Raw genomic sequence first — 23,737 nt, forward strand, 5'->3', positions numbered from 1 at the left:
CGAAGTATGCGGGACGCGCGCTCTGCTGCCTATAGAAGCACGCCGGGGTTGAGGATCCCGGCGGGGTCGAAGGCATCTTTGATCCGGCGCATCAGGGCGATCTTGACCGGGTCCTCCAGCTCCAGGAAATGCTGCGTCTTGACCCGGCCCAAACCGTGTTCACCGGAGATGGCGCCGCCGAGGGCCATCGCGGCCGCGAAGATGTCGTGCAGCAGCCGGTGACGGACCTCGTCGTCGGCGCAGAACACCGCCAAATGGACGTTGCCGTCACCGGCGTGTCCGCAGCCGACCACACCGGCACCTGCCGTTTGGGCTAATCCTTGTGCCTTGGTGAGGAATTGGTGCATCTCGGCCCGCGGGACCACCACGTCGATGACGTCGTGGGCACCGGCGGCCTTGGCCGTCCAAAACGCCTTCTCACGGGCCTCGATCAGGGCATGTGCTGAATTACCTTCCAGCACATAGACATCGTCGGCACCGAGTGAGGCAAGCAGCTCGCCCACCATGGCCACGTCGTCGTCGAGGCGCTCACGGTCACGGTTCTCCACACCGACCACCAGGTAGGCCTCCGCGGTCTCACGCACCGTGTCGGGGATGCCCAGGTTCAGGTTCTGCGAGTAGCTGATCGCGGCCAGGGTGAGCTTGTCGACGTATTCGAGGATCACCGGGTCCACCCCGCTGCGCACCACCGCTGGCACCGCACGCATCACCGCGGGCAGGTCCGGGAACGGCGCCAACAGGGTGGCCGAGTGCCCGAGCCGGGGGTAGAGCCGCACGGTGACTTCGGTGGCCAGCGCGCAGGTGCCTTCCGAGCCGATGATCAGCTGGGTCAGGTCATAACCGGTGGACAGCTTGGTGATTCGCCCGCCGGTGCGGATCAGCTCGCCGGTCGGCAACGCGGCCTGCAACCCGAGCACGTTGTGCCGGGTCACTCCGTATTTGACCGCGCGCATCCCGCCGGCGTTGGTGCCGACGTTGCCTCCGACGCTGGCGGACAGTTCCCCGGGGAAGACGGTGTACATCAGCCCCGCGTCGGCCGTCGCGGCGTCGAGGTCGGCCAAGGTGACGCCGGGTTGCACCACCGCAACCTGATTGTCGGTGTCGATCTCCAGGATCGCGTTCATCCGCTCGAAGGAGATCAGCAGACCGTCGGGGCACGGCCGCGCGCCGGCCGACATGCCGGTGCCCGAACCGCGGGCGGTCACCGGAACTTTCGCCGCGGTCGCCGCGGCCAGCAGCGCCGCAACCTGCTCGGCGGTCTGCGGGCGGGCGACGTAGCTCGGCGTCACCGGCGCTCCGACCAGCGCCTCGTCATGGGCGTAGTCGGGGCCGATCTGCTCGCCGGTGAGCAGTCCGCCGGCTCCGACGATGTCGGCGAACTTGCGCGCGGCCTCCAGGGATGAGCTGTCTACCGTGGCCATCCGTTCCTACTTTCCAAATCCGGCGTCACGCAACGCCTGAGCCATCGACCCGCCTGCCGGCGCCGCATCCCGGCGTCCGGCACTGTTGCCGGGACGCCGCCCACGATTCTGCTTGGCCGCATCACCGCGCGCAGCCGGTTTGGCCGCCGGGGCCCGGGAGGAATTGCCGGGCTTGTCCGCCGGCTTGTCCCCCAGCCGCAGGGTCAGCCCGATGCGCTGGCGGTCGACGTCGACGTCGACGACCTTCACCTTCACCACCTGGCCGGAACGCACCACCTCGTGCGGGTCGGAGACGAAGCGGTCCGCCATCGCCGAGACGTGCACCAGCCCGTCCTGGTGCACCCCGATATCAACGAAAGCGCCAAAGGCGGCGACATTGGTGACCACCCCTTCCAGGACCATGCCCACCTTGAGGTGGGCCACCTTCTCCACGCCCGCGGCGAACGTGGCCGTGGAGAACGCCGGCCGCGGGTCGCGTCCCGGCTTCTCCAGCTCGGCGAGGATGTCGGTCACGGTCGGGACCCCGAACCGGTCGTCGGCGAAGTCGCCGGGTTTCAGTGACCGCAGCACTCGCTCGTCGCCGATGATCTCGGCCAGCGAAACACCCGAGCGGTCCAGGATGCGCCGGACCACCGGGTAGGACTCGGGATGCACCCCCGAGGAATCCAGCGGGTCGTCGCCGTCGCGGATGCGCAGGAACCCGGCGCACTGCTCAAATGCCTTGGGCCCCAAGCGTGGCACGTCGAGCAGGGCAGCCCGACTACGGAAGGGTCCGGTCTGGTCGCGGTGCGCCACGATGGCCTCGGCCAGCGACTCCGACACCCCCGATACCTTGGCCAGCAGCGGGGCCGAGGCGGTGTTGAGGTCGACGCCCACGGCGTTCACCGCGTCTTCGACCACCGCGTCGAGGCTGCGCGCCAGGGTTCCCGGTGTCACGTCGTGCTGGTATTGGCCGACGCCGATCGACTTCGGCTCGATCTTGACCAGTTCGGCTAGCGGGTCCTGCAGCCGCCGCGCGATCGACACCGCCCCGCGCAGCGTGACGTCCAGGTCGGGAAGCTCATGGGCGGCATAGGCCGACGCCGAGTACACCGACGCGCCGGCCTCGCTGACCATCGCCTTGGTCGGTGCTGGGGCGCCGGCGCTCGCGAGGTCGGCGATCAACTCGGCGGCCAGGGCGTCGGTCTCGCGCGACGCGGTGCCGTTGCCGACCGCGATCAGGTCCACACCGTGGCGGGCCACCAGCGCGGCCAGTGCCGCCTTGGCCTGATCCCACTGCTTCTGCGGTTGGTGCGGGAAGATCGCGCAGGTGTCGACGACCTTTCCGGTGCCGTCGACGACGGCGACCTTCACTCCGGTGCGAAAGCCCGGGTCGAGCCCGAGTGTGGTGCGGTTGCCCGCCGGCGCCGCCAGCAACAGGTCCTTGAGGTTCTTGGCGAACACCGCCACCGCGTCCTGCTCGGCACGTTGGCGCAACCGCATCCGGGCATCGACCGCCGCCGAGAACGCCAGGCGAGTGTCCCAGGCCCACCGCACGGTGTCGGCCAGCCAGGGCGTGGCCGCGCCGGGGGCGGTCATGTTCACGCCCAGCGACTTGGCGACCATCGCCTGGTAGGGCTCGTTGTCGCCGCCGTCGAAGGCCAGGGCCAGGGCGTCTTCCTTCTCGCCGCGCAACACCGCCAGCACCCGGTGCGACGGCATGGTCTCCAGCGATTCGTTGAACTCGAAGTAGTCCCGGAATTTTTGTGCCGCAGCACTTTTCGCGGCATCTTCGGAGCGCGGCATGGTCCGTAGCGAGCCTGCCGACCAGAACTTCTCCCGGACTGCACCCACCAGCTCGGCGTCCTCGGCACAACGTTCGACCAGAATCGCGCGCGCACCCTCCAGTGCGGCCGCGGCGTCGGCGACCTCCTCGCCGGTGTACTCCGAAGCAAGCTGCTGGGGGTCCAGCGCGGGGTCGGCGAGCAGCCTGTCGGCCAGCGGCTCCAGGCCCGCCTCACGCGCGATCCGCGCCTTGGTGCGGCGCTTGGGCTTGTAGGGCAGGTAGATGTCCTCTACGCGGGCCTTGGTGTCGGCCGACAGCAGCGCGTTGCGCAGATCGTCGGTGAGTTTGCCCTGCTCCTCGATCGAAGACAGCACTGCAGCCCGACGGTCGTCGAGCTCGCGCAGGTAGCGCAGCCGCTCTTCCAGGGTGCGCAGCTGCCCGTCGTCGAGGCTGCCGGTGACCTCCTTGCGGTAGCGGGCGATGAACGGAACCGTCGCGCCCTCGTCGAGCAGCGCGACGGCGGCCGTGACCTGCCGTTCGGCTACTTCGAGTTCGTCGGCAAGGCGGGCATTCACCGGTTTGAGGGTCACGTTCGCGGTCACGCCGACGGACCCTACCGAACGCCGCTGACAGTTCCGTGGTGCGGCACGGCGTGCCGGGCTCGCGGCAGCTTGAACGGCGTTGCCGTCAGGCAATTTCGGGTGATTCATCCACAGTTGCCCGATTCATCCACAGATCGCCGTTCGACCCCCCGTGTTCGCACACTTGTTCGATACGTTGGAAACGTGTCCGAACTCGATCAGGTCCTTCCTCCCGCCGCGGCGGCGCGCGCAGCCATCCGCGCGGACCTGACTCTGATCGATGACGCCCAAACACGGCTGCGGACAGCCGACACAGACATCGTGGGCAATGCGTTTCGCGTCGAGATGGCCGAACACCTCGAAACCCAGCACCGAGTCAATCGCGGCCTGTCCTATCGCATCTTCGGCGAGATCGCCGACCCCGCCGACGGTCCCGAGGATCCTCGACTGCCCGCCGACACCAAGATCACGGACCTGCTGTGGTCACGCCTGCGCATTACCCGAGCCGAGGTCCGGCGCCGGTTCCGCATCGCCGCCCGCATCCGGCCGCGGCGCAATCTGACCGGACCCCCGGCCCCGCCGGAACTTCCCGAAGTCGCAGCCGCGGTCGAGGACGGTCAGATCGGCGATGACCACATCAAATCCGTTACCAAAGCCCTCGACCAACTGCCCGCGAACGTCGCGCCGGCCGATCGCAAGGCCGCCGAACGCACCCTGGTGCGCCATGCCACCGAACAGGACGCCGAGTTCGTCACCGCCATCGGGCACGCCATCGCCGACCGTCTCAACCCCGACGGCAACTTCACCGACGACGACCGGGCACGACGGCGCAACCTTGTCCTGGGCCGCCAAGGCTCCGACGGGATGAGCCGGCTGTCCGGCTGCGTCGACCCGGAAACCCGCGCCTATCTCGAGGCCGCCCTGGCCGCGGTCCGGCCCGGCCACCGCCAGCCCGAAAGCACCGAAGAACGCGATTCCAGGTCATCGGGGCAGCGCGACCACGACGCGCTCAAGCTCGCGCTACGCCACGGCATCGAATCCGGTGCCATGGGCACTCACCGCGGTGTACCGGTGACGGTCATCGTCACCACCAAACTCGCCGACCTCGACCAGGCGGTCCACGCCATGTCCAATCCGGATATCCCGATGCCGGCTGCGGCACGCACCGGCGGCGGCAGCCGCCTGCCGATGCGTGATCTGATCCGCATGGCGGCCAACTCGATTCACTACCTCGCTGTCTTCGACAACCACTCCGATCGGCCGTTGTATCTGGGCCGCAGTAAACGGATCGCCACCCTGGATCAACGGATCATCTGCCACGCCCGCGACCACGGCTGCACCCGACCCAACTGCACCGAGCCCGGCTACCACTCCGAGGTCCACCATTCGACCGACTGGGCTCAGGACGGCCGCACCAACGCCGACGAACTCTACTTCGCCTGCGGCAGCGATCACGGCGCCGTCACCCGCGGCGACCTCCAGACTCACGTCACCGAGCAAGGGCGCCTGGCCTGGACCGACGGCAGCAGCCCACCGCGAATCAACCATCTGCACCACCCGGAGGAGCTCCTGGATCCCGACGCGGATCCATAGCCGCAACCTCAGGTATCACCGCCCGAACCGCGAGAAGATGGCACCGTGACGACCTACGCCGAGATCCGCAACAACGCGCCACTGTGGCCAGGGGTGATGGACCGCTCGCTGCTCGGCAACCGGCAGGCTCAGGCGGCGTTGTATCTGGCCGATATGGCCAAGCGGGGCAAGTGGAGCAAGGTGATCCGCGAACTCGACCGAGGCGATCACGTGGTCGATATCAAGGCGTGGCGGCCCGGCGGCAAGACCTGGCTGACGGTGCTGCATCAAGCCGGCTGGCACGGCGCGTCTGCCGACGTCGCGACCTGGCTGATCGAGCAGGGCGCGCTGCGCTCACAACCGGACGCCACCGGTCGCACCGCCTACGACCTCGCCGTCGAACACCGGCGTTCCGATGAGCTGCTGGAGGTACTCAAGCCTCCCCCGGCCCCCCTTGACGACGACCAGATCGCTGCGCTGAACACCCAGCTCACCGCCGTCATCGACGACTTGATCCAACACCTGTTCCGAGGTGGCGCCCTGCGCCAACTGTTCCGCTATCCCCCGGTCGAGGTGCTGCACGAACTGCCCGGAAGGCAGCTGTGGTTCCCAGTGCCCTACCTGTGGGGAGGATTTCGGGTCAGCCTGCGCGACAACGACATCGAGCTGTTCGGCGGCTATCGAGAACTCGACCCGGTCGGTGAGGTGCACGTCGCGACGGTCGGCTATCGCATCACTGCCGAGGGCCCGTCGCAGGTTTATGAGAGCTACGAATAGCCACTGATCTGACGCAACTGTCCCTTGGCGATCTTGCCGCCGGATGAGCGCGGCAACTCGTCGATGACGACAAGACGTTCCGGCAACAGCTCTTTGGACACCCCGAGCGCCAGCAGATGTTCGACGAGGTCGGCCAACTCAAGGGTGCCGGCGCGCGCCACCTCAGCGAGTTCGACGTAGACGCAGACCTTCTCACCGAAGACCTCGTCGCGCATCGGCACCGCCGCCGCCACCGCGACCGCCGGATGGGTCATCACCGCGTCTTCGACCTGGGCGGCGCTGATGTTCTTGCCGCCGCGCAGAATGAAATCCGATGTTCGGCCGGTGACGCTCAGATAGCCGTCGGCGTCGATCTCGCAGATGTCCCCCATCCGCATCCAGCCGTCGGCGGTGAACAGCTTGTCGTGATCGACCCCGTTGAGGTAGCCGAGGCTGGTGGCCGGGCCGCGGCAGGCTGGCTGACCTCGGCCGGTGTCGGTCACGTCGGTGTTGCCGTCCTCGCCGCCGAAAAGCCGGACCGCCATCTCGTCGACGATCCGCCCACCGGTCCGCAGCCGCCGCTCCAACGAGTCGCCCAGAGTGGTGGCGCTGAGCACTCCGGTCTCGTTGGAGCCGTAGAACTGCAGGATTTTCGCTCCGGTGAGCTCCTCGAACTCCGCGGCCGGCCGGTAGGGCAACGCCTCCCCTCCGGTGAACACCACCCGCAACGAGCTCAAGTCGAATTCGCGGCTGGCCGGATCCGCCATCATCATGGTCAGTTGGGTGCTGACACAACACAATACGGTGACCCGATGCTGCGCGATCGCGGCACAGGTCGCGGCGGCGGTGAAGCGGTCCAACAGGATCGCGGTGGCGCCGAGGTGGATCGGGGTGGTGTGGCTGGTCCAGAGCCCGAAACCGAACGGCGTGGGAATGATCGGCAGGAAGATGTCGTCGGGGCTCAGTTCCCCGTTGGCGACGGCTAGCTGGTGAAAATAATGCCAACGATTCTGGGTGTGCACCACACACTTGGGCAGCCCGGTGGTACCGGAGGTGGAGTTGATCAGGAAGACGTCGTCAGGGCCGAGTTGCGGCCCCGGTATCCCGATTTCGGCGTCCACTCGCAGCTCATCGATGCTCAGCGCAGTGATCTCGAGTCCGGCCGCCGCCGCGCGCCGCTGCTCGTCGGTGATCAGCAGCTGGGCCTGCGAAGCGGCCAGGATCGCGGCCACTTCACGGGTTCCGGCCCGTGCGCCGATGCCGACCACTATCGCCCCGCATCGCTCAATCGCCACGAACAGCACATGGATGGCCGCGGAATCGCTATGCCACACCGCAATCCGGTCACCGGACCTCACGCCGGACCCCGCCAGGCAAGCAGTCAGCGCGTCGACGGCGATGTCGAATTCCTGCCAGGTCAGTGCCGCACCCTGGTAGTCGACATAGGCGGCCCGGTCGGGAAAACTCCGGGCATTGCGGCGCACCGCGTCCGACAACGTGGTCTGCGACCACCAGCCGACGGCGTGATAGTGCGCGGCCTCGGCAGCGGTGTAAGCCGGTGAATTCCAGGCGGTTTCGGGAGACATCCGATCAGTAGGTGTAGTCTTCGCCGCTCGCTCGCACGGTGATGTCACTGATACTGATGCCCCAGGGCTGGTCGATGACGTGCACCACCGCCTCGGCGAGGTCTTCGGGGGTGATCAGCCAGTACTTCACCGAGTCGACGTCGGTCTGCTCGGGTTCCAGGGTGCCCTCGGCGAACGCAGTGACCGACCGGATGTAGCTCTCACCGCGGGATCCGACGATGCCCATGATCGCGGCGCCGTTGACCACGCCTCTGCCGAGGTTGGTGCCCAGCACACCGGTCGGCTTGACCGTGGTCACCTTGATCTGTCCCTTCGCCTCGCTGCGCAGCGAGTCCGATAGGACGGCGACCGCGGCCTTGGTCGCGCTGTAGACCCCCGAGCCGGCTACACCGGCATTGGCGTAGATCGACGAGATGTTGACGACGTGGCCGCGGCCCTGCTCGATCATCTGGTCGTAGACGGCCGAAATGCCGTTCACCACGCCCTTGATGTTGATGTCGATCGCCCGGTGCCAGTGCTGCCAGGCCTTCTCGTGATCGGCGAAATAGGCCAGCGGCATCACGCCGGCGTTATTGACGATGACGTCAACCGCGCCGAAGGTCTGCACCGCGTGCTGCACGGCGTCCTTCATCTGCTCGATGTCGGTGACGTCAGCGACCTGATAGGTGCCGGACTGTCCGGCTTCCCGGATCCCGTCGAAGACCGCCGCAAGGTTCTCGGCACCGATGTCGACGCCGACAACACGGGCTCCGGCGGCGGCGCACTTCTCGGCGATCAGTTTGCCGAATCCACCGCCGGCACCGGTGATGACGACGACCTTGTCCTGCAGGTGCTGCGACATAGTCGGCCTCTCGACAACACGGATGGGACTGAGGAGTTTCGGTGCAGTTTAGGTGGCCGTTGTTGCGGGTGTTGCGGCCGCCCGATTTGCTCGGCGACAGGCCGAGCGTTCGAACGCCGGGTAACAGGTCCGGAAGCTATGGTCACTTCGTGAAGCGTCGAACGGCACTGGGGCTCCCCCTCCTGCTGGCGGCGGGTCCCACCTTGAGCCGGCTCCCACTCGCCGGCGCGGACCCCGGCCGGTGGTCGATCGACCGGGTAAATCGCTGGTACCAGGCCCAGGGTTGGCCGGTCGGCTCGAACTACATCACCTCCACCGCGGTCAATCAGCTCGAGATGTTTCAGCCGAGCACCTTCGATCTGCGGCGGATCGACTCCGAGTTGGGCTGGGCCCAAGCGGCGGGCTTCAACACCGTGCGGGTGTTCCTGCACGACCAGCTGTGGGCCGCCGATCAGCGCGGCTTCCAATACCGGCTGGGCCAGTTCGTCGCCGTCGCCGCCCGCCACCGCATCAAGCCGACGTTCGTGCTGTTCGACTCCTGCTGGGACCCGCACCCCAAGGCCGGACCACAGCCGGCCCCCCGAGTCGGCATCCACAATTCACGATGGGTGCAGAGCCCGGGCGCCGATCGGCTCGGGGACCGCGGCTACTACCGCACCCTGTATGACTACGTCACCGGTGTGATGACCCAGTTCCGGTACGACGAACGGATCCTGGCCTGGGACCTGTGGAACGAGCCGGACAACATGGCCCGCGAGTACAGCGCCGTCGAACGGTCGGACAAGCTGGATCTCATCAGTGACCTGCTGCCCCAGGTGTTCAGTTGGGCACGGTCCGTCGATGCCCGTCAGCCACTGACCAGTGGCATATGGGAGGGCTCGCGGCAGGGCAGCACGATCGTCAACACCCAGCTCAACAGCTCCGACGTCATCACGTTCCACTCCTACGACAAGCCGGCGACGTTCAGTGAGCGCATCGCCGAACTGGCGCCCATGGGTCGGCCGATGATGTGCACCGAGTATCTGGCTCGTACCCGCGGCAACACCATCGATGGAATTCTGCCGATCATGAAGCGGCACAATGTGGGCGCCTACAACTGGGGTTTCGTCGCCGGGCGAACGCAGACCTACCTGCCGTGGGATTCCTGGGAGCACCCCTACACCGCGGAGCCGCAGGTCTGGTTCCACGATTTGGTGCAACCCACCGGTCGCGCGTACCGGAATATGGAAATCATGACCATCAGCAACCTCACCGGCCGCTAACCAGCAACATAGCTGGCAAGCCGCAACCAAATCGGTCGATGTTGCCGCTACCGGCTCATCGCGGCGCGGTTCAGTGATGAAATCATTAGCGGAAATGTCGTCGGGCACGCAGTTCGGCGACTGGGGTCCAGAGGTTTCCGTGAGGAGTCGGTGATGAGCGAGACCGCGTCGGGTTCGCGGGCTGGGTCACGGGTGGGGCGTTACCTCCTCAAACGCCTGCTCGGACGCGGCACCACCGGTGAGGTCTACGAGGCGGTCGACACGCAAAAGGACCGCGCCGCCGCGGTCAAGCTGCTGGCGCCGGCGTTGGGCGGAAATCCGGCGTTCCGCGAGTGGCTGCAGCGTGAGGCGCTGGTCGTCGGGCGGGTGCAGGAGCCGCATGTGGTCCCAGTTCGTGACTACGGCGAGCTCGATGGTCAGGTGTTCATCGATATGCCGCTGGTCCAGGGCGCGGACCTGGCCGCGGTGTTGAAGCGAAACGGCGTACTGCCTCCCCCGCGTGCGGTGAACGTCGTGTGGCAGGCGGCGTCGGCCCTGGATGCCGCGCACAGCGCCGGCGTGATCCACCGCGGCGTCAAACCGCGCAACATCCTGCTGACCAGCGATGACTTCGTCTATCTGGTGGATTTCGGGCTGGCCGGAGCACCCGGAGCCAAGGCCGCCGACGCCGAGAACGCCGGAGCCCGCTGGAAGTACGCGGCGCCGGAGCTGTTCTCCGGCAGTGACTTCGGGCCGGCCGTCGACGTCTATGCGCTGGCATGTGTGCTCTATCAGTGCTTGACGGGTTCGCCGCCATACCGGGCCGACAGCCTCAAGATGCTGGCCAACGCGCATCAGAGCAAGCCGATTCCGCGGCCCAGCCATGCCGGGGCGACCATCCCGGCCGCCTTGGACGAGGTCGTGGCCAAAGGTATGGCCAAGGACCCGCAGGAGCGCTATGCCAGCGCCGCGGAGCTCGCGACCGCGGCCTATCAGGCGCTCAGCGCGCCCGACCAGCACCGGACACTGCAGATCTATGAGGCCAGCCAGCAGTCCACCCCACCGCTGATCGAACAGCCACAGCCGAGCGCGCCGGCGACCAAGGCGCCTGCGGCGGAACCGCCGGTACGGCCCGCTGCGGGATCAGTGCCGCCCCGATTCCCGAACCCCGGGTCTCGACGGCCGCCGACGCCTGGATCAGTTCGTCACGGCGACCGCAGAACGATCCCGCCACACGCAAGCTGCTGCTGCGGATCGGGGCGGCACTGATCGTGGTCGTCGGGTTGATCGCCTGGATGACGAGCCGATCCGGTTCTGACGACCTCGCCGCCGACACCGACACCTCGCAGAGTCAGCCCACCACGACCGTGTCGTCGGCCGAGGCGCAGGCCCGTCTCCTCAAGCTGCTGCCGTCGGGCTATCCGCAGGACACCTGTACGTCGACCACACCGGCGGACGGGGCCATCGCCGAGGTGACGTGTGGCCGCAACACCGACCTCGACGGCCCGCCCGCCGCGACCTATGCACTGTTCCCCGATGCCACGGCGCTGCGCCAGAGCTTCGACAACACGGTGCAGGCCACCACCGTCGTCACCTGTCCGGGCCGAATCCAGTCGCCGGGCGCCTGGCATCGCACCGCCACCCCGGACAAGACGGCCGGAACGCTGCTGTGCGGCATGCGGCAGGGGTCTCCCGTGGTGGTCTGGACCAACGACGCCAACCTGATGATCGGCTCCCTACGGACGGAGCGAAATACGCCCACGCTGGAGCAGTTCTACACGTGGTGGAGTTCGCACTCCTGACCGTCGATCCTGCAGACGCGAACAAAAGCAGCTGTCAAGTCCATTAGGATTTTCGACTTGGAGTCACTGCATCACCCAGATCAGTCGAACCGAGGAGTCAATCAACGATGAAGTTCTTCACAACGGCCGTGGCAGCCGCGGGCGCGTTGGCCGCAGCCGGAGCCGTCACCACCGCGACCGCCAGTGCGGACGCCGGTGACGTCGCCCCTTCGCCCCACCCGATCGGCACCCAGGGCACCGTGGAGAACGGTGGCGTCATCCAGGGCTGGACCGTCAGTGACCTGCGCCCCAGCTCGGATGCGATCCCTTACCAGCCGCGCGGCACCCTGTGGGAGCTGTGGGAGGCCACCGCCACCGACGTGGCCATCCAGGGCACCGTCACCCCGGTGATCGCCAACCTCGGCGCGCGCTCAGCGAGCGGTCAGACCTACCCGGCGCTGTTCACGGTTGCCAGCGCGCAGGGCGTGAACCCGGCCAACCTGGCGCAGGGCCAGCAGACCAGCGGCAAGGTCTACTTCGACGTCACCGGCGACGCGCCCAACAGCGCTGTCTACCAGGGCTCGGGTCGGGACCTGCTGGTCTGGAACCCCGCCGCACCGACCGCGCCGACCGGCGGTTCGTCGGGTCCGGCGGCCACCGGTTCGCAGCGGGCTTCCGGCCCGGCGGCCACCGGCACCAAGCCTGCCCAGCCGGGCAGCCAGGGCGCCTCGTCCGCTACCGAGACCACGCCGGCTGCGGCCGGTAGCCAGGGCACCCCGCTGCCCGCGAACAGCCAGGGCACCCCGCTGCCGGCCGAGGCCGGCGGCACTCCGGCCGGGACCACCGGCTCGGAGGCTACGGCCGCCACGGGCACCACGGGCTCCTCGGGCACGCAGGCCCAGGGCGCCGCCGGCAGCGCGGAAGCGTCGACTCCCGGCAGCGGCCCGGCACCGTCCTCGCAGCAGACCCCGGCTGCGTCGACGCAGTCCGAGGCATCGGCTGCCGCCGGCAGCTCCGGTACGCCCTTGCCCGCGGAGGCGCCCGGAACGTCGACGACGGAAGCGACCGGCACGACCGGCACGACCGGTACGACCGGCACGGCGGGCACGACGGGCGCGGCGGGCACCCCGTCGGCCAGCGGCGCGAGCGGCTCGACCGCCTCGAACTGACCGACGTTCTCTTGCCAGTCCGGCCCGACCTCCACTACCGCGAGGTCGGGCCGGACTCGTTCCTGGGTAGCCTGGTCCTTAGCCCGTTACGATTGAAGTACTTGAGTACCAATGTCGTCGGCATGCAGCCGATTTGAGGAGACAGTCCCATGAAGTCCATCTCTACCGCCTTGGTCGCGGGAGCACTGGCCGCCGCGGGCGCCCTCAGCAGCGGGATCGCCGGCGCGGACCCCGACCCGGCCCCCGCCGCCCCCCGCCCCTGCCACCCAACCGATCGGCACCCAGGGCACCCTGCCCGAAGGCCCCGGAGTCCACGGCTGGACGATCAGCGACCTGCGTCCCAGCTCGGATGCCATCCCTTACCAGCCCCGCGGCACCCTGTGGGAGGCCACCGCCACCGACGAAGCGATCCAAGGCGCCGTCTTTCCGATCGTTGCCAACCTCAGTGCCCGTTCGGCCAGCGGCCAGAACTATCAGGCTTTGTTCACGGTGCCCACCGCACAGGGCATCGCTCCCGTCGCCCTGACTCAGGGCCAGAAGGCCAGCGGCAAGGTCTACTTCGACGTCACCGGCGACGCCCCCAACAGCATGGTGTACCAAACCGGCGGCAACGATCTGATCCGGTGGGTGGCCCCGGCGCCGCAGGCTCCGCCGCAGCCCCAAGCCCCCGCTGGTGGGTCGCACGTGCCGGCGAACGGCGGCAGCAACCGGGCGCCTGTTGCACCGGCTCGTCCGCCCGCGGCGCGGCCCGCGCACCCCGCACCGTCAGCGCCGCCGTCCGGCAGCTCCGGGACGCCGCTGCCCGAGGGCAGTTCCGGGACCCCGCTGCCCTGATTCAGCTGCCGGCCTCGCTCAGAGCTTGAATCGTCCGGCGAATCCGCGCAGCGGCAGGTCGGCGCTGGTCAGCAGGCCCGGCGGCGCCGCCACCACCGACTTGATCGCATTGAGGGCGGGCAACCCGGTCACGGTCATGCCGATCGAGGCGAAGTTGTCCGGGTTGGACAGGTCCACTCCGGGCTTGGGAAAGATCATGTGCTTGTTGTAGACGCACGGATCACCGGTGACCCGGGTGATGTAGCAGCCCTTGATATTCCAGTTCGGTTCGGTGTACGGCGTCATCTGCCACTCCAGATGCGTCTCGACGCGCGGCACACCGTCCACCATGCCCTGATATTTGATGTAGTTGCCGCCCAACGACCCTTTGGGCAGGGTGTACCAGCCCAGGTCGACATCCCGGGTGCACACGCCCAGTTCGTAATCGAACGTCACCTCGTCGAGGGTCAGGTCGAAGCAGTCGGCCATCATCAGCACGCTGTCGGCGAAGACTCGGGTGAACTTCTCCAGCTTGGCCGGGATCTCCGGATCGTCGGCCGGCTGGCCGTAGCCGACCTCGATCCAGGTGTCGCGGGAGTGGTGACATGACACGTCGACGGATTCGATGGTGGTGATGTTCTCGATCTCGGCCACATCGGCTGAACACACCACGCCCAGAATCTGATTGAGGCCCGGGTTCATCCCGGTGCCGTAGAAGCTCGCGCCGCCCTTTTCGCAGGCCTCGGCCAGCAGCTGCGTGACCGGTTTGCCCGACGGGTGCGGATGGTTGCGGTCACGGTGCCAGCCGGTGATCCAGTCGGCGGTGGTCACGATGTTGATGCCCGCTTCCAGGATCGCGACGTAGAGGTCCTCGTCGGGGAACACCCCGTGAAAGGTCAGAACGTCGGGCTTGGCGGCGATGATCTCCTCGACACTGCCGGTCGCGATCACCCCGTTGGGCGCGATACCGGCCAGCTCGCCGGTGTCCTTGCCGATCTTGTCCGGCGAATAGCAGTGCACACCAACCAGTTCGAGGTCATCGCGGGCGGCGAACCGCCGGATCATCTCGGTCCCGACGTTGCCGGTGGCAACCTGGAAAACCCGGACGGGTGCGGCGGCTGCGTTCATGCGGTGGAACCTTTCTGGGCATAGACCTCGGCAGCACTGCCGCCGATGCCGTCGGGATAGAACTGCTTGGCCCACTGGCGGATTGCGGTGAAGCCCTCATACTCGGCGGTCGCCAGGGCAGGCGGATCCGAGTAGCGCTGATGCGACCAGATGTGGATGTCCTGCTCGAACTGCCGGATGACTTCGCGCCCGAAATCGGCCGCCCGGGCCTCGGCACGAGCGGGATCGCCGGGTTTATGCGGCGGTCCCAGCGTCGCCTCTCCTCCGTCGAGCCTCGCTGAACCGCCGGGTTTATGCGGCGGTCCCAGCTTCGCCTCTCCTGCGTCGAGCCTCGCTGAACCGCCGGACGGCGACCGGCCGATGTAGACCATGAAGCGCACGTCGGAGGTGGAGTCGTCGACGGGCGTGATCGCCGAGATGGTGCGGTTGTCGATCATCCCCCAGCTCTTGGTCACCGCGATCCCCAAGCCGCCGTTGATCGCTTCCACGCCGCTGTTGACGTCTTCGATCTTCTGGCCGTCGTCGCCCTCGAAGGTGATGGTGAAGTCGACGTAGGACACCGGTTCGGCGAAATCGTGGCGGGTGAAGACCGGCACGATCGGGGTCTGGTGGACGTACTTGAAGTGCGCGAAATCCACGCCGTTCTCCAGCACGTACTGCGGGTGCAGCTCCAGGCGTTCCCGGAACAGTCGCTGTTGCGGGTAGTAGTCGTCGGCGCTGCGGTCGTCGAAGCTGGTGAACACGTCCGGCGCATCGAAGAACGGCTCACGCCCGTGCGCGTCGTTCCAGAGGTAAACCGACTCGTTGCGTTCGGCAACCGGATAGGTGGTGATGCGCCGGCCGCGGTTGGGCTTGTCCTGGTACGGGATACAGGCATTGCGGCCCTGGGAGTTCCACTGCCAGCCGTGAAACGGGCATTGCAGCACCTCGCCGCAGACGGTGCCGCCGAACCCCAGATGTGCGCCGAGGTGCTCGCAGTAGGCGTTCATCACGGTGAGCTGGCCGGACTCGGCGCGCCAGGCGACCATTTCCCGGCCGAAGTACTTCATGGTGCGGACGTCGCCGACGCCGATCTCATCCGACCAGGCCACTTGAAACCAGCCTGTCGGGTTCATCGACAGGGGCGGTTTGGCCATGTCGGCGTGTCCTCTCGATGGTTGCCACTCGGCAGGAATCATAGCGGGTCCTATGAAACTATTGCTAGCATTCCGCGGATGACGCAACCGGTGCCACGGCGCAGCAACAAGCGGGGGCTGGCCACCCGTGCGGCGATGCTGGACGCCGCGGTGCGCGCGCTGGCCACCGGGGACCCGGGCGCGGTGTCGGCCAGCCGGATCGCCAAGGAAAGCGGCGCCACCTGGGGCGCGGTGCAGTATCAGTTCGGCGACGTCGACGGCTTCTGGGCGGCGGTGCTGCATCGCACCGCCGAGCGCCGCGACGCCGCGATCTCGGCATTCGGCAGCGTGAAATCAGATGCGCCGCTGCGGGAACGGGTCGCGGCCATCATCGACACGCTCTATGACGGGCTGGCCTCGCCGGATTCGCGGGCGATCGAGAACCTGCGGGCGGCGCTCCCTCGCGACCACCGCGAATTGGAACGGCTGTATCCGCGCACCGCAGCCGAATTGCACTCCTGGGGCAAGAGCTGGCTGAGCACGTGCCATGCGGCCTTCGCCGATCTGGGAGTCGACCCCCAGCGAGTGCGGGAGGTGGCGGCCCTCATCCCGGGTGCGATGCGCGGGCTGGTCTCCGAGCGCCAGCTGGGGTCCTATGCCGATCTGGACGAGGCCCGCCGCGGCCTGACCAATGCACTGGCGGCGTATCTCGAGCAGTCCCGGCCCGGCTGAACTCGGGGGCTGCGGAAACCGGGCGGCCACGCAAGGATGTGAGGGTGTTTGGCCTCGTCGTTGTTGTCACGCTTGTCGCCACCGTGCTCGCAGGCACGATGCTGGGCAAACGGTATCGCGTCGGCCCCCCGGTGTTGCTCATCCTGCTCGGCGGCATGCTGGGTCTGATCCCCCGCTTCGGCGAAACCCAGCTCGACGGGGAGATCGTGTTGCTGCTGTTCCTGCCGGCGATCCTGTACTGGGAGAGCATGAACACCAGCTTCCGGGAGATCCGGGCCAACCTGCGCGTCATCGTGCTGGTCAGCATCGGCCTGGTGATTGCGACCGCGATGGCGGTGTCCTGGACGGCGCGATCGCTGGGCATGGAGCCACATGCGGCGGCGGTTCTGGGCGCCGTGCTCTCGCCCACCGATGCCGCCGCGGTGGCCGGGCTGGCGAAGAAGTTGCCGCGCCGGCCGCTGACCGTGCTGCGCGCCGAAAGCATCATCAACGACGGGACCGCGCTGGTGTTGTTCGCCGTGACCGTCGCGGTCGCGACGGGCAGCCCCTCAATCGGCCCCGTCGACCTGGTGGGCCGTTTCGTCGGCTCCTACCTCGGCGGTATCGCTGCCGGACTGTTGGTGGGTGCCGCGGTCACGCTGCTGCGCCGCCGCCTTGATGCGCCGCTGGAGGAAGGCGCCCTGAGCGTGTTGACGCCGTTCGCGGCGTTCCTGCTGGCCCAGAGTTTTCACTGCAGCGGCGTCGTCGCGGTGCTGGTATCGGCCCTGGTGCTCAGCTATGTCGGCCCGCGGGTCATTGGGGCACGTTCGCGGCTGCAGGCATACGCGTTCTGGGACATGGCGACGTTTCTGATCAATGGCTCGCTGTGGGTATTCGTCGGCGTACAGATTCCCGGCGCGGTGCACGGCATCGTCAATGTCGGTGCGGGCCTTCGCCATGCCACCGTGCTGGCGCTCGCCGTCACCGGTGTCGTCGTCGTGACCCGGATTGTGTGGTCGGAGATCACCACCGTGCTCATTCGTACCCTGGACCGGCGCGCCGTGCAGCGGACCCGCCGCATCGGTTGGCGGCAGCGGGCGGTGTCGAGCTGGGCCGGGTTCCGTGGCGCGGTATCACTGGCCGCGGCACTGGCCGTCCCATTGACCACCCACGCGGGCAATCCATTTCCGGATCGCAACCTGATCATCTATGTGGTGTCGTTCGTGATCCTGGTGACCGTGCTGGTCCAAGGCAGCACCCTGCCCGCGGTCGTGCGGTGGGCCCGAATGCCCGAAGACACCGCGCACGCCGAGGAGTTGCGGCTGGCCCGTACCCGCGCCGCGCAAGCAGCCCTGGACGCGCTGCCGGGGGTGACCGACGAGCTCAACGTCAATGCGGATCTGGTGGGTCGGCTGCGCAAGGAATACCGGGACCAGGCCGCGTTGGTGGCGGTGGCCGATCGGCCCAACGCCGCAGCCGAGCGTGACGCTGTGGTGCGGCGGGTGCATCTGGCTGTCCTCGAGCACAAGCGGCGGGCCGTGACCGAGCTACGCGACCGAAATCAGATCGACGACATCGTATTACGTGAGGTGCAGGCCGAAATGGACCTGGAGGAAGTGCGACTGCTCGGACCCGCCGACACCGAATAGCGGCCGAACGGGCGGGTCCAGGCCGGTGACGACAGGCTGGTAGCGGACCACTACTATCCACTTTGTGAGCGATTCCCCGGTCCGCCGATTGCGACTCACGAGTTTGAGCACCGTGCTGGCGGCAACCTTGCTGACCGCCCCCGTCGTGATTCCCGCAGGGGCACCCGGTGCGGTGGCACCGGCCAGCGCGGCCTGTCCCGATGTCGAAGTGGTGTTCGCCCGTGGGCGTCTGGAATCGCCCGGCGCCGGCGCGGTCGGCAACGCGTTCGTCAGCGCGCTGCGCTCCAAGACCTCCAAGTACGTCAGCCTGTATGCGGTGAACTACCCCGCAGATAATCAGGTCGACCAGGGCGCCAACGATATGAGCGCCCATATCCAGAACACGATCAACGGTTGCCCCAACACCCGTATCGTGCCGGGGGGCTACTCGCTGGGCGCGGCAGTCACCGACGTGGTGCTCGCTGTCCCCTTCTCAGCGTTCGGCTTCAACAATCCCCTGCCACCGGGCGCCGACGAGCACATCGCCGCGGTTGCGCTGTTCGGCAACGGCAGTCAATGGGTCGGCCCCATCACCAACTTCAGCCCGGTCTACAACGATCGGACCATCGATCAGTGCCACGGCGCCGACCCGATCTGCAACCCCGCCGACCCGAACACCTGGGAAGAGAACTGGCCGCAACACATGGCCAGCGCTTATATCTCGTCCGGCATGGTCAACGAAGCAGCAGACTTCGTCGCCGGAAAGCTGTAGCCGGTCCGAGTTTGACCGCCGCCGTTAGCCCTTCGAGAGTTCGGGGGCGCCACGGCCCAGGCCACGAAATCCCTCGCAGGGCTCCTTGGCTCCGACCACGAACGGCAGCGCAGTCAGGCGGAATTTCAGCCTGTCGCGAAATCCCATGGCGTCTGCCGGCGGTGGTAGTGCCGACTTCGCGAGATCCAGGTAGTACGTCGACGTTTGGCCCAGTCCTTCGAAGTCGTGCACCAACGGCGTGCACACGGCACGAACCGGCTCGTCAAGCCGCTGCGCGATGGCATCGGTCATCAACACGTATTCCGCTACCGGCACCTGGTTTTTCAGCATTCGATGCACCAGGATCACGTCGACGCCGGCAAGCTCGGTGTGGCGCTTGACCTTCTGCTCGGCCACCTCGCCCTCATGCGCGACGAACTTCAGCGAGAGGTTCACCAGCTGCTCGCAGCTTTCGCAGTGACAGTTGCGGCCGTTCTCGATACGAGCCCGTCGATTCAGGAACGCCTGATGCATCCGCGACAACCGCTGGCTGACCAAGACCTGGGCGTCACCGTCGGGCGCCCAGAAGAAGGCGGCGTCGCCCTCCAGCTTCGCCAGCTTCATGCCCTTGGCGGCGTCGATGACCGATTCCAGTAGCGCGGCCACGGCCATCTGGGCATGCACCAGATGGGTCCGGTTCCAGTTCATGTAGGCGGTGTATCCGCCGATGTCGGCAATGACGAGCACCGCGCGTCGGATGGCCATGAACTCAACAGTCTAGTCCGGGCCGGGCCGACGTCAGCACACTCTGCACGGCCGGCGCGACCAGTGCGACCAGTGTTTCCCGGTCTGCATTGGCAAGTGTCGGGACACCGACGATTTGCCGTCCCACGACGATCCCGACCAACATGGACGACACCAGCCCGGCCCGCAGCGCCGCATCGTCGTCCACCGCGCGCGGCCCCACGGCTTCGAGCAGTCGAGCCTCGATGAACTCCCGCAACTGCGCGCTGGCCCGCTCGTTGACGATGGCGCCCCGGAGCATCGCCATCAGCGGCTCCGAATCCGGTGACGGGCCCTCCCACCAGTCGAGGTAGGCGCCGACCACCCGTTCACCGAGGTGTTCGTCAGATCCGTCGAACGCCGCGCTGAAGCGCGCCAACGCCTCGGGTGAGATCGACATCACCGCGGCGAACAACTCGTTCTTGGAGCCGAAAAACTGCATCACCAGCGACGCGTCGACCCCGGCGTCGGCGGCGACCCCTCTGATCGTCGTCGTGGCGAAACCGTCGCTGGCGAACCGGGCCCGTGCTGCGTCAAGGATGTCCTGCCGGGTCGTCGTCGTCCCTGGCCTACGCCCGCGGCGGCGCACGGTGGACACCGGCTTGCAGTTCACGGTCATGGTCGGAAATTTACCGCTTCGCCGTCATTAACTCAACCGGCGTTGATTTTATGCGGTGTGCCAATTACCTTGGCAACTACCCCAGTCGGACCCGCCTGGCGGCCGAGGGTGAAGAGGAGCTCGCCATGAGCGATGACCAGAAGATTTTCATTCCGTCGCACCCGCTGCCGGCCGCGCGCACCGGCTTGTTGACCGGCTTCGATCCCGGGCCCCGAACCTTGGCGGCGGGCTTTCAGATCGCGCCCCAGTTCCGGGCCGTACCGGTGGACATCGTGCTGGACAAGGACGTCGCGGTGCAGTTGCGCGATGGTGTGACGATCTACGTTGATGTGTTTCGTCCCGCTGGAGCGGAGAAAGTGCCGGCCATCGTCGCATGGAGCCCGTATGGCAAGGGGCAGGGCACCTCCGCCAGCGTGATGGGATTGTTCGGCATGGTTGGCCTGGACAATGGGATCGTCTCGGGCCTGGAGAAGTTCGAGGGCCCCGATCCGGCCTACTGGTGCGCGCAGGGCTATGCGATCTGCAATCCCGATATTCGCGGTGTGATCGACTCCGACGGCGACAGTGTGATGTTGGACCGCCAGGAAGGGCGCGACTGCCACGACCTGATCGAGTGGCTCGCCGAGCAGGCCTGGTGCACCGGGAAAGTGGGGATGAGCGGCACCTCCTACCTCGCGGTGTCGCAGTGGTTCACCGCTGCCGAGCAACCCCCGCACCTGGCCGCGATCAACCCATGGGAGGGCATCAGCGATGTCTACCGCGACCTGGTGATGCGCGGCGGCATGCCCGACACCGGGTTCGCCCAACAGATTCAAGACGGCAGCTTCTTCGGCAAGAGCCGCAAGGAGGACATCCTTGCCGAGGCGCAGCGCTACCCGCTGATAAATGCGCTGTGGGAGAACAAGATCCCGGACTTCGACAAGATCACCGTTCCTGCCTACGTGGTGGCAAGCTACTCCAACACACTGCACACGGCAGGAACATTTCGGGCCTGGCGACGGATTGCCTCGCCAGCGAAGTGGTTGCGCATCCACAACAGTCAGGAATGGCCCGACTACTACGACGAGGCGAACAGGGAAGACCTACGCCGCTTCTTCGACCGCTACCTAAAGAACGAGGACAACGGGTGGGAGCTGACCCCCCGGGTGCGCTACTCGGTTCTCGACCTCGAAGGTGGCGACCAGGTTGGCGTGGTTGCCGACGCATTTCCTCCAAAGAATGCCGTGTCGACGAAGTACTACCTCGACGCCGGTTCGCGTGTGCTGAGCACCGAAGCGCCGGCCGACGCGGCGACCGCAGACTACGACGTCGACGCCAACCCGCATGCGGTCTCGTTCATCGTTGCGTTCGACCGAGAGACGGTGCTGGTCGGCTATCCGAAGGCTCACCTGTGGGTCGAGGCGCACGGTGCTGACGACATGGATCTGTTCGTGCTCGTGCAGAAGCTCGACAGATACGGCACGCCGCTGCAGCAGTTCACCGTGCCCAATCACAGCGCTGCGATCCACGACCTCACCGATCACGGCGCCAGCATCTTGCGGTACAAGGGCTCCGATGGACGGTTGCGCGTTTCCGCCCGCCACCTCGACGAGACGCTGTCGACCGATGAGGTGCCCGCCCACAGCTTCGACCGGGTCGAGAAGCTCTCACCCGGTGAGATCGTCGACGTCGAAATCGACCTGCTGCCAATCGGTCTCGCGTTCTACCCCGGCGAAGCGCTCCGCCTCGTGATCAGCGGCCGAAACATCCTGGGAACGCTGATGCCCGCAATCCGCGAATACACCGGTGCTAACAGCGGAAAACACGTCATCCACACCGGTGGGGATCACGCATCGTATCTGCAACTCCCCGTCATCTCCGGCGAGCACGTACACAGCGACTAGCCGTAACCACGTTTCACCAGATGGCGTGCTCCGGCCGCCATAGCGGCCGGGCTCGCTACCTCGAAGTCGAATGCGTTGGCCAACCGGTCGGTGATGTTGAAGACCAGGCTCACCGCCAGCGCATCCCTGACCTGCTCGGGGGTGACGCCGGCCGCCAGCACGGCGCGCACGTCGTCGGGGGCGACGCGGTGCTCGCGGGTGAGTTTGCCGAGCAGGCCAAGGGTGGCCCGCAGCTCTTCGGGGATCGGGGCGGTGTCCAGATCGGCGAGGGTGGCGGCAGCGGTCTCATCGCCGTAGCAGAGGTTGGAGGTGGCGGTGTGCGCGGCGACGCAGAACGGGCAGTCGTTGACCTTGGAGAGGTAGGCGGCCATCAGCTCTCGCTCGCCGATGGTCCACGCCGAGGGCCCGCGCATCGCCTCGTTGGTCAGCGGTCCCCCGCCGTAGAACTCCGGGCGGTAGAACGCGAGTTTGACGGCGTCAACGACCGGATGCCGTGATACCAGTCGAATGATGCCCAGCAAGGCTTTGGTGCGCAGGCGGTGGCCGTGGTCAAGGATGGCCAGTCTCATGGCGTGCTCCCGTCGGCCAGCGCCTCCAGCGCCCTGGTGTACTGCCGGGTCGCCTGGCCGACCGCGGCGCACACCACGATCTCGAAGATCTGGTCTTCGCTCAGGCCTGCGGCACGCGCGTCGGCAATGTCCTCGTCGGTCACCCGGGAGGAGCGCAGCGCCACCTTGTCGACCAAGACGCTGACTGGTTCGTCAAGGCCGGCATTGTCGAAGGCGGCGCGGCGAAGGTCCAGCGGCGCCCTCGCCTGGGTGCCGAGAATGCGACCGATTAGGGCTTTGTGCAGTTCGGTGATGTCGGACATGGTGTTTCGCGGACCTCCTATTCCAGGACTGTCAGATCGAGTTCTTCGGGACGGGAAGTAAGGGCGCGCATCCACTAAACTAAGTTCATGACTAAGTCTACGGTCCTCAGGGTAGGTGTGCACGAAGCGAAGACACGCCTATCGGAGCTGCTGCGGCTCATCGACGGTGGACAGGAGATCGAGATCGCCCGGGGCGGTGAACCCGTGGCGAAGTTGGTGCCGATCCGTTCCCGCGAGACCCGGCGCCTGGGTATCGATGAAGGCGTGTACGCGGTGCCCGATGACTTCGACGCACCGCTGCCCGACGACGTCCTCGCGGACTTCGACCGGTGACGCGCTACCTCGTAGACACCCAGATATGGCTCTGGATGCAGAGCGATCCCGGCCGGCTGCGCGGTGAAACCCGAGCCCTCATCGAGGATGTCCGCAACACCTTGTTGTTCTCGGCGGCCAGCTCCTGGGAGATCGCGATCAAGTACCGCCTCGGGAAGCTCCCGTTGCCCGAACCGCCAGGCGTCTATGTACCCGACCGCATGCGCCGCTCCGGGACGTCCCCGCTGCCGGTCGACCACGCCCACACGTTGCGGACCGCTGAGCTCCCGGATCATCATCGGGATCCGTTCGACCGGCTTCTGGTCGCGCAGGCTCAGCTCCTGGATCTGACGATCATCACCGCCGACGCTCAGTTGTCCGCGTACGACGTCGCGCTGATCGGCGCTTGA

General features: G+C 67.1%; 23 protein-coding genes. 13 read left to right on the top strand and 10 right to left on the bottom strand.

Features of this window, described 5'->3' with window-relative positions:
* Positions 1 to 29: 29 nt before the first annotated feature.
* Both BN4346_RS39150 and BN4346_RS39155 read right to left on the bottom strand, forming a co-directional pair.
* Positions 30 to 1,421, bottom strand: coding sequence for an FAD-binding oxidoreductase (locus tag BN4346_RS39150; RefSeq protein ID WP_067974227.1), 1,392 nt, complete (start codon positions 1,419 to 1,421; stop codon positions 30 to 32).
* Between the two features lie 6 nt (positions 1,422 to 1,427).
* Entirely contained in the window at positions 1,428 to 3,788 is a 2,361-nt protein-coding gene (locus BN4346_RS39155) for a Tex family protein (protein ID WP_067974230.1), read from the bottom strand.
* A 183-nt stretch (positions 3,789 to 3,971) separates the two neighbouring features.
* Between BN4346_RS39155 and BN4346_RS39160 the strand changes: the two genes are divergently transcribed.
* Positions 3,972 to 5,360, top strand: coding sequence for a 13E12 repeat family protein (locus BN4346_RS39160; RefSeq protein WP_067974233.1), 1,389 nt, complete (start codon positions 3,972 to 3,974; stop codon positions 5,358 to 5,360).
* A gap of 45 nt (positions 5,361 to 5,405) precedes the next feature.
* Positions 5,406 to 6,116 carry an ankryin gene (locus BN4346_RS39165; protein WP_067974236.1) on the top strand — a complete coding sequence of 237 codons (711 nt, stop codon included), beginning with the start codon at positions 5,406 to 5,408 and terminating at the stop codon, positions 6,114 to 6,116.
* On the opposite strand, the gene BN4346_RS39170 is transcribed toward BN4346_RS39165, so the two are convergent.
* Complete coding sequence (locus BN4346_RS39170; RefSeq protein WP_067974238.1) at positions 6,107 to 7,681, bottom strand: class I adenylate-forming enzyme family protein; 1,575 nt, start codon at positions 7,679 to 7,681, stop codon at positions 6,107 to 6,109. The two genes, BN4346_RS39165 and BN4346_RS39170, sit on opposite strands and share 10 nt — an antisense overlap.
* Positions 7,682 to 7,685: 4 nt before the next feature.
* Positions 7,686 to 8,522, bottom strand: coding sequence for an SDR family oxidoreductase (locus tag BN4346_RS39175; protein WP_067974241.1), 837 nt, complete (start codon positions 8,520 to 8,522; stop codon positions 7,686 to 7,688).
* A 149-nt stretch (positions 8,523 to 8,671) separates the two neighbouring features.
* Here BN4346_RS39175 and BN4346_RS39180 point away from each other — a divergent pair, with 149 nt between their 5' ends.
* The 5 genes from BN4346_RS39180 (at position 8,672) to BN4346_RS39200 (ending at position 13,547) form a co-directional block, all read left to right on the top strand.
* The gene (locus BN4346_RS39180; RefSeq protein WP_067974244.1) at positions 8,672 to 9,784 is read left to right on the top strand and encodes a glycoside hydrolase 5 family protein; all 1,113 of its coding nucleotides are present in this window, start codon (positions 8,672 to 8,674) and stop codon (positions 9,782 to 9,784) included.
* 153 nt (positions 9,785 to 9,937) lie between these two features.
* Positions 9,938 to 11,032 carry a serine/threonine-protein kinase gene (locus tag BN4346_RS39185; RefSeq protein ID WP_067974247.1) on the top strand — a complete coding sequence of 365 codons (1,095 nt, stop codon included), beginning with the start codon at positions 9,938 to 9,940 and terminating at the stop codon, positions 11,030 to 11,032.
* Between the two features lie 26 nt (positions 11,033 to 11,058).
* Positions 11,059 to 11,565, top strand: a complete 507-nt coding sequence (locus BN4346_RS39190) for a hypothetical protein (protein WP_154677612.1) — start codon at positions 11,059 to 11,061, stop codon at positions 11,563 to 11,565.
* Between the two features lie 107 nt (positions 11,566 to 11,672).
* Positions 11,673 to 12,713 carry a DUF1942 domain-containing protein gene (locus BN4346_RS39195; RefSeq protein ID WP_067974252.1) on the top strand — a complete coding sequence of 347 codons (1,041 nt, stop codon included), beginning with the start codon at positions 11,673 to 11,675 and terminating at the stop codon, positions 12,711 to 12,713.
* Between the two features lie 291 nt (positions 12,714 to 13,004).
* Positions 13,005 to 13,547, top strand: coding sequence for an MPT63 family protein (locus BN4346_RS39200; RefSeq protein ID WP_235653756.1), 543 nt, complete (start codon positions 13,005 to 13,007; stop codon positions 13,545 to 13,547).
* An 18-nt stretch (positions 13,548 to 13,565) separates the two neighbouring features.
* Here BN4346_RS39200 and BN4346_RS39205 read toward each other — a convergent pair whose 3' ends face one another.
* Complete coding sequence (locus tag BN4346_RS39205; RefSeq protein WP_067974261.1) at positions 13,566 to 14,654, bottom strand: NAD(P)H-dependent amine dehydrogenase family protein; 1,089 nt, start codon at positions 14,652 to 14,654, stop codon at positions 13,566 to 13,568.
* Complete coding sequence (locus BN4346_RS39215; protein ID WP_067974264.1) at positions 14,651 to 15,790, bottom strand: Rieske 2Fe-2S domain-containing protein; 1,140 nt, start codon at positions 15,788 to 15,790, stop codon at positions 14,651 to 14,653. Before BN4346_RS39215 ends, BN4346_RS39205 begins: the two co-directional genes overlap by 4 nt.
* Before the next feature lie 78 nt (positions 15,791 to 15,868).
* On the opposite strand from BN4346_RS39215, the gene BN4346_RS39220 reads away from it, so the two are divergent.
* The 3 genes from BN4346_RS39220 (at position 15,869) to BN4346_RS39230 (ending at position 18,880) form a co-directional block, all read left to right on the top strand.
* Positions 15,869 to 16,501, top strand: coding sequence for a TetR/AcrR family transcriptional regulator (locus BN4346_RS39220; RefSeq protein WP_067974268.1), 633 nt, complete (start codon positions 15,869 to 15,871; stop codon positions 16,499 to 16,501).
* A 44-nt stretch (positions 16,502 to 16,545) separates the two neighbouring features.
* Positions 16,546 to 18,129, top strand: a complete 1,584-nt coding sequence (locus BN4346_RS39225) for a Na+/H+ antiporter (protein ID WP_067974270.1) — start codon at positions 16,546 to 16,548, stop codon at positions 18,127 to 18,129.
* A gap of 64 nt (positions 18,130 to 18,193) precedes the next feature.
* Positions 18,194 to 18,880, top strand: a complete 687-nt coding sequence (locus BN4346_RS39230) for a cutinase family protein (RefSeq protein ID WP_067974272.1) — start codon at positions 18,194 to 18,196, stop codon at positions 18,878 to 18,880.
* A 24-nt stretch (positions 18,881 to 18,904) separates the two neighbouring features.
* Here BN4346_RS39230 and BN4346_RS39235 read toward each other — a convergent pair whose 3' ends face one another.
* A complete protein-coding gene (locus tag BN4346_RS39235; protein WP_067974276.1) occupies positions 18,905 to 19,624 on the bottom strand; it encodes a DUF2652 domain-containing protein in 720 nt (239 codons plus the stop codon).
* A gap of 4 nt (positions 19,625 to 19,628) precedes the next feature.
* Positions 19,629 to 20,261, bottom strand: coding sequence for a TetR/AcrR family transcriptional regulator (locus BN4346_RS39240; protein WP_067974279.1), 633 nt, complete (start codon positions 20,259 to 20,261; stop codon positions 19,629 to 19,631).
* Positions 20,262 to 20,386: 125 nt separating this feature from the next.
* Between BN4346_RS39240 and BN4346_RS39245 the strand changes: the two genes are divergently transcribed.
* A complete protein-coding gene (locus BN4346_RS39245) occupies positions 20,387 to 22,144 on the top strand; it encodes a CocE/NonD family hydrolase (protein ID WP_067974476.1) in 1,758 nt (585 codons plus the stop codon).
* Here BN4346_RS39245 and BN4346_RS39250 read toward each other — a convergent pair.
* Together BN4346_RS39250 and BN4346_RS39255 are read right to left on the bottom strand one after the other, a co-directional pair.
* Complete coding sequence (locus tag BN4346_RS39250; RefSeq protein WP_067974281.1) at positions 22,141 to 22,713, bottom strand: carboxymuconolactone decarboxylase family protein; 573 nt, start codon at positions 22,711 to 22,713, stop codon at positions 22,141 to 22,143. The genes BN4346_RS39245 and BN4346_RS39250 overlap by 4 nt on opposite strands.
* Positions 22,710 to 23,015, bottom strand: coding sequence for a carboxymuconolactone decarboxylase family protein (locus BN4346_RS39255; RefSeq protein WP_067974284.1), 306 nt, complete (start codon positions 23,013 to 23,015; stop codon positions 22,710 to 22,712). Before BN4346_RS39255 ends, BN4346_RS39250 begins: the two co-directional genes overlap by 4 nt.
* Before the next feature lie 87 nt (positions 23,016 to 23,102).
* Here BN4346_RS39255 and BN4346_RS39260 point away from each other — a divergent pair, with 87 nt between their 5' ends.
* The gene (locus tag BN4346_RS39260; protein ID WP_067974287.1) at positions 23,103 to 23,348 is read left to right on the top strand and encodes a type II toxin-antitoxin system Phd/YefM family antitoxin; all 246 of its coding nucleotides are present in this window, start codon (positions 23,103 to 23,105) and stop codon (positions 23,346 to 23,348) included.
* Positions 23,345 to 23,737 carry a type II toxin-antitoxin system VapC family toxin gene (locus BN4346_RS39265; protein WP_067974289.1) on the top strand — a complete coding sequence of 131 codons (393 nt, stop codon included), beginning with the start codon at positions 23,345 to 23,347 and terminating at the stop codon, positions 23,735 to 23,737. Before BN4346_RS39260 ends, BN4346_RS39265 begins: the two co-directional genes overlap by 4 nt.

It is taken from the genome of Mycolicibacter icosiumassiliensis, from assembly GCF_900078685.2.
Classification (GTDB): Bacteria; Actinomycetota; Actinomycetes; order Mycobacteriales; family Mycobacteriaceae; genus Mycobacterium; species Mycobacterium icosiumassiliensis.

Excerpts from the sequence above, each read along its gene's own strand:
- BN4346_RS39235 (WP_067974276.1), bottom strand. The coding sequence starts at position 19,624 with ATGGCCATCCGACGCGCGGTGCTCGTCATTGCCGACATCGGCGGATAC.
- BN4346_RS39245 (WP_067974476.1), top strand. The coding sequence starts at position 20,387 with ATGAGCGATGACCAGAAGATTTTCATTCCGTCGCACCCGCTGCCGGCC.
- BN4346_RS39190 (WP_154677612.1), top strand. The coding sequence starts at position 11,059 with ATGACGAGCCGATCCGGTTCTGACGACCTCGCCGCCGACACCGACACC.
- BN4346_RS39220 (WP_067974268.1), top strand. The coding sequence starts at position 15,869 with ATGACGCAACCGGTGCCACGGCGCAGCAACAAGCGGGGGCTGGCCACC.
- BN4346_RS39250 (WP_067974281.1), bottom strand. The coding sequence starts at position 22,713 with ATGAGACTGGCCATCCTTGACCACGGCCACCGCCTGCGCACCAAAGCC.
- BN4346_RS39185 (WP_067974247.1), top strand. The coding sequence starts at position 9,938 with ATGAGCGAGACCGCGTCGGGTTCGCGGGCTGGGTCACGGGTGGGGCGT.
- BN4346_RS39260 (WP_067974287.1), top strand. The coding sequence starts at position 23,103 with ATGACTAAGTCTACGGTCCTCAGGGTAGGTGTGCACGAAGCGAAGACA.
- BN4346_RS39170 (WP_067974238.1), bottom strand. The coding sequence starts at position 7,681 with ATGTCTCCCGAAACCGCCTGGAATTCACCGGCTTACACCGCTGCCGAG.
- BN4346_RS39215 (WP_067974264.1), bottom strand. The coding sequence starts at position 15,790 with ATGGCCAAACCGCCCCTGTCGATGAACCCGACAGGCTGGTTTCAAGTG.
- BN4346_RS39195 (WP_067974252.1), top strand. The coding sequence starts at position 11,673 with ATGAAGTTCTTCACAACGGCCGTGGCAGCCGCGGGCGCGTTGGCCGCA.
- BN4346_RS39255 (WP_067974284.1), bottom strand. The coding sequence starts at position 23,015 with ATGTCCGACATCACCGAACTGCACAAAGCCCTAATCGGTCGCATTCTC.
- BN4346_RS39240 (WP_067974279.1), bottom strand. The coding sequence starts at position 20,261 with ATGACCGTGAACTGCAAGCCGGTGTCCACCGTGCGCCGCCGCGGGCGT.
- BN4346_RS39175 (WP_067974241.1), bottom strand. The coding sequence starts at position 8,522 with ATGTCGCAGCACCTGCAGGACAAGGTCGTCGTCATCACCGGTGCCGGC.
- BN4346_RS39205 (WP_067974261.1), bottom strand. The coding sequence starts at position 14,654 with ATGAACGCAGCCGCCGCACCCGTCCGGGTTTTCCAGGTTGCCACCGGC.
- BN4346_RS39150 (WP_067974227.1), bottom strand. The coding sequence starts at position 1,421 with ATGGCCACGGTAGACAGCTCATCCCTGGAGGCCGCGCGCAAGTTCGCC.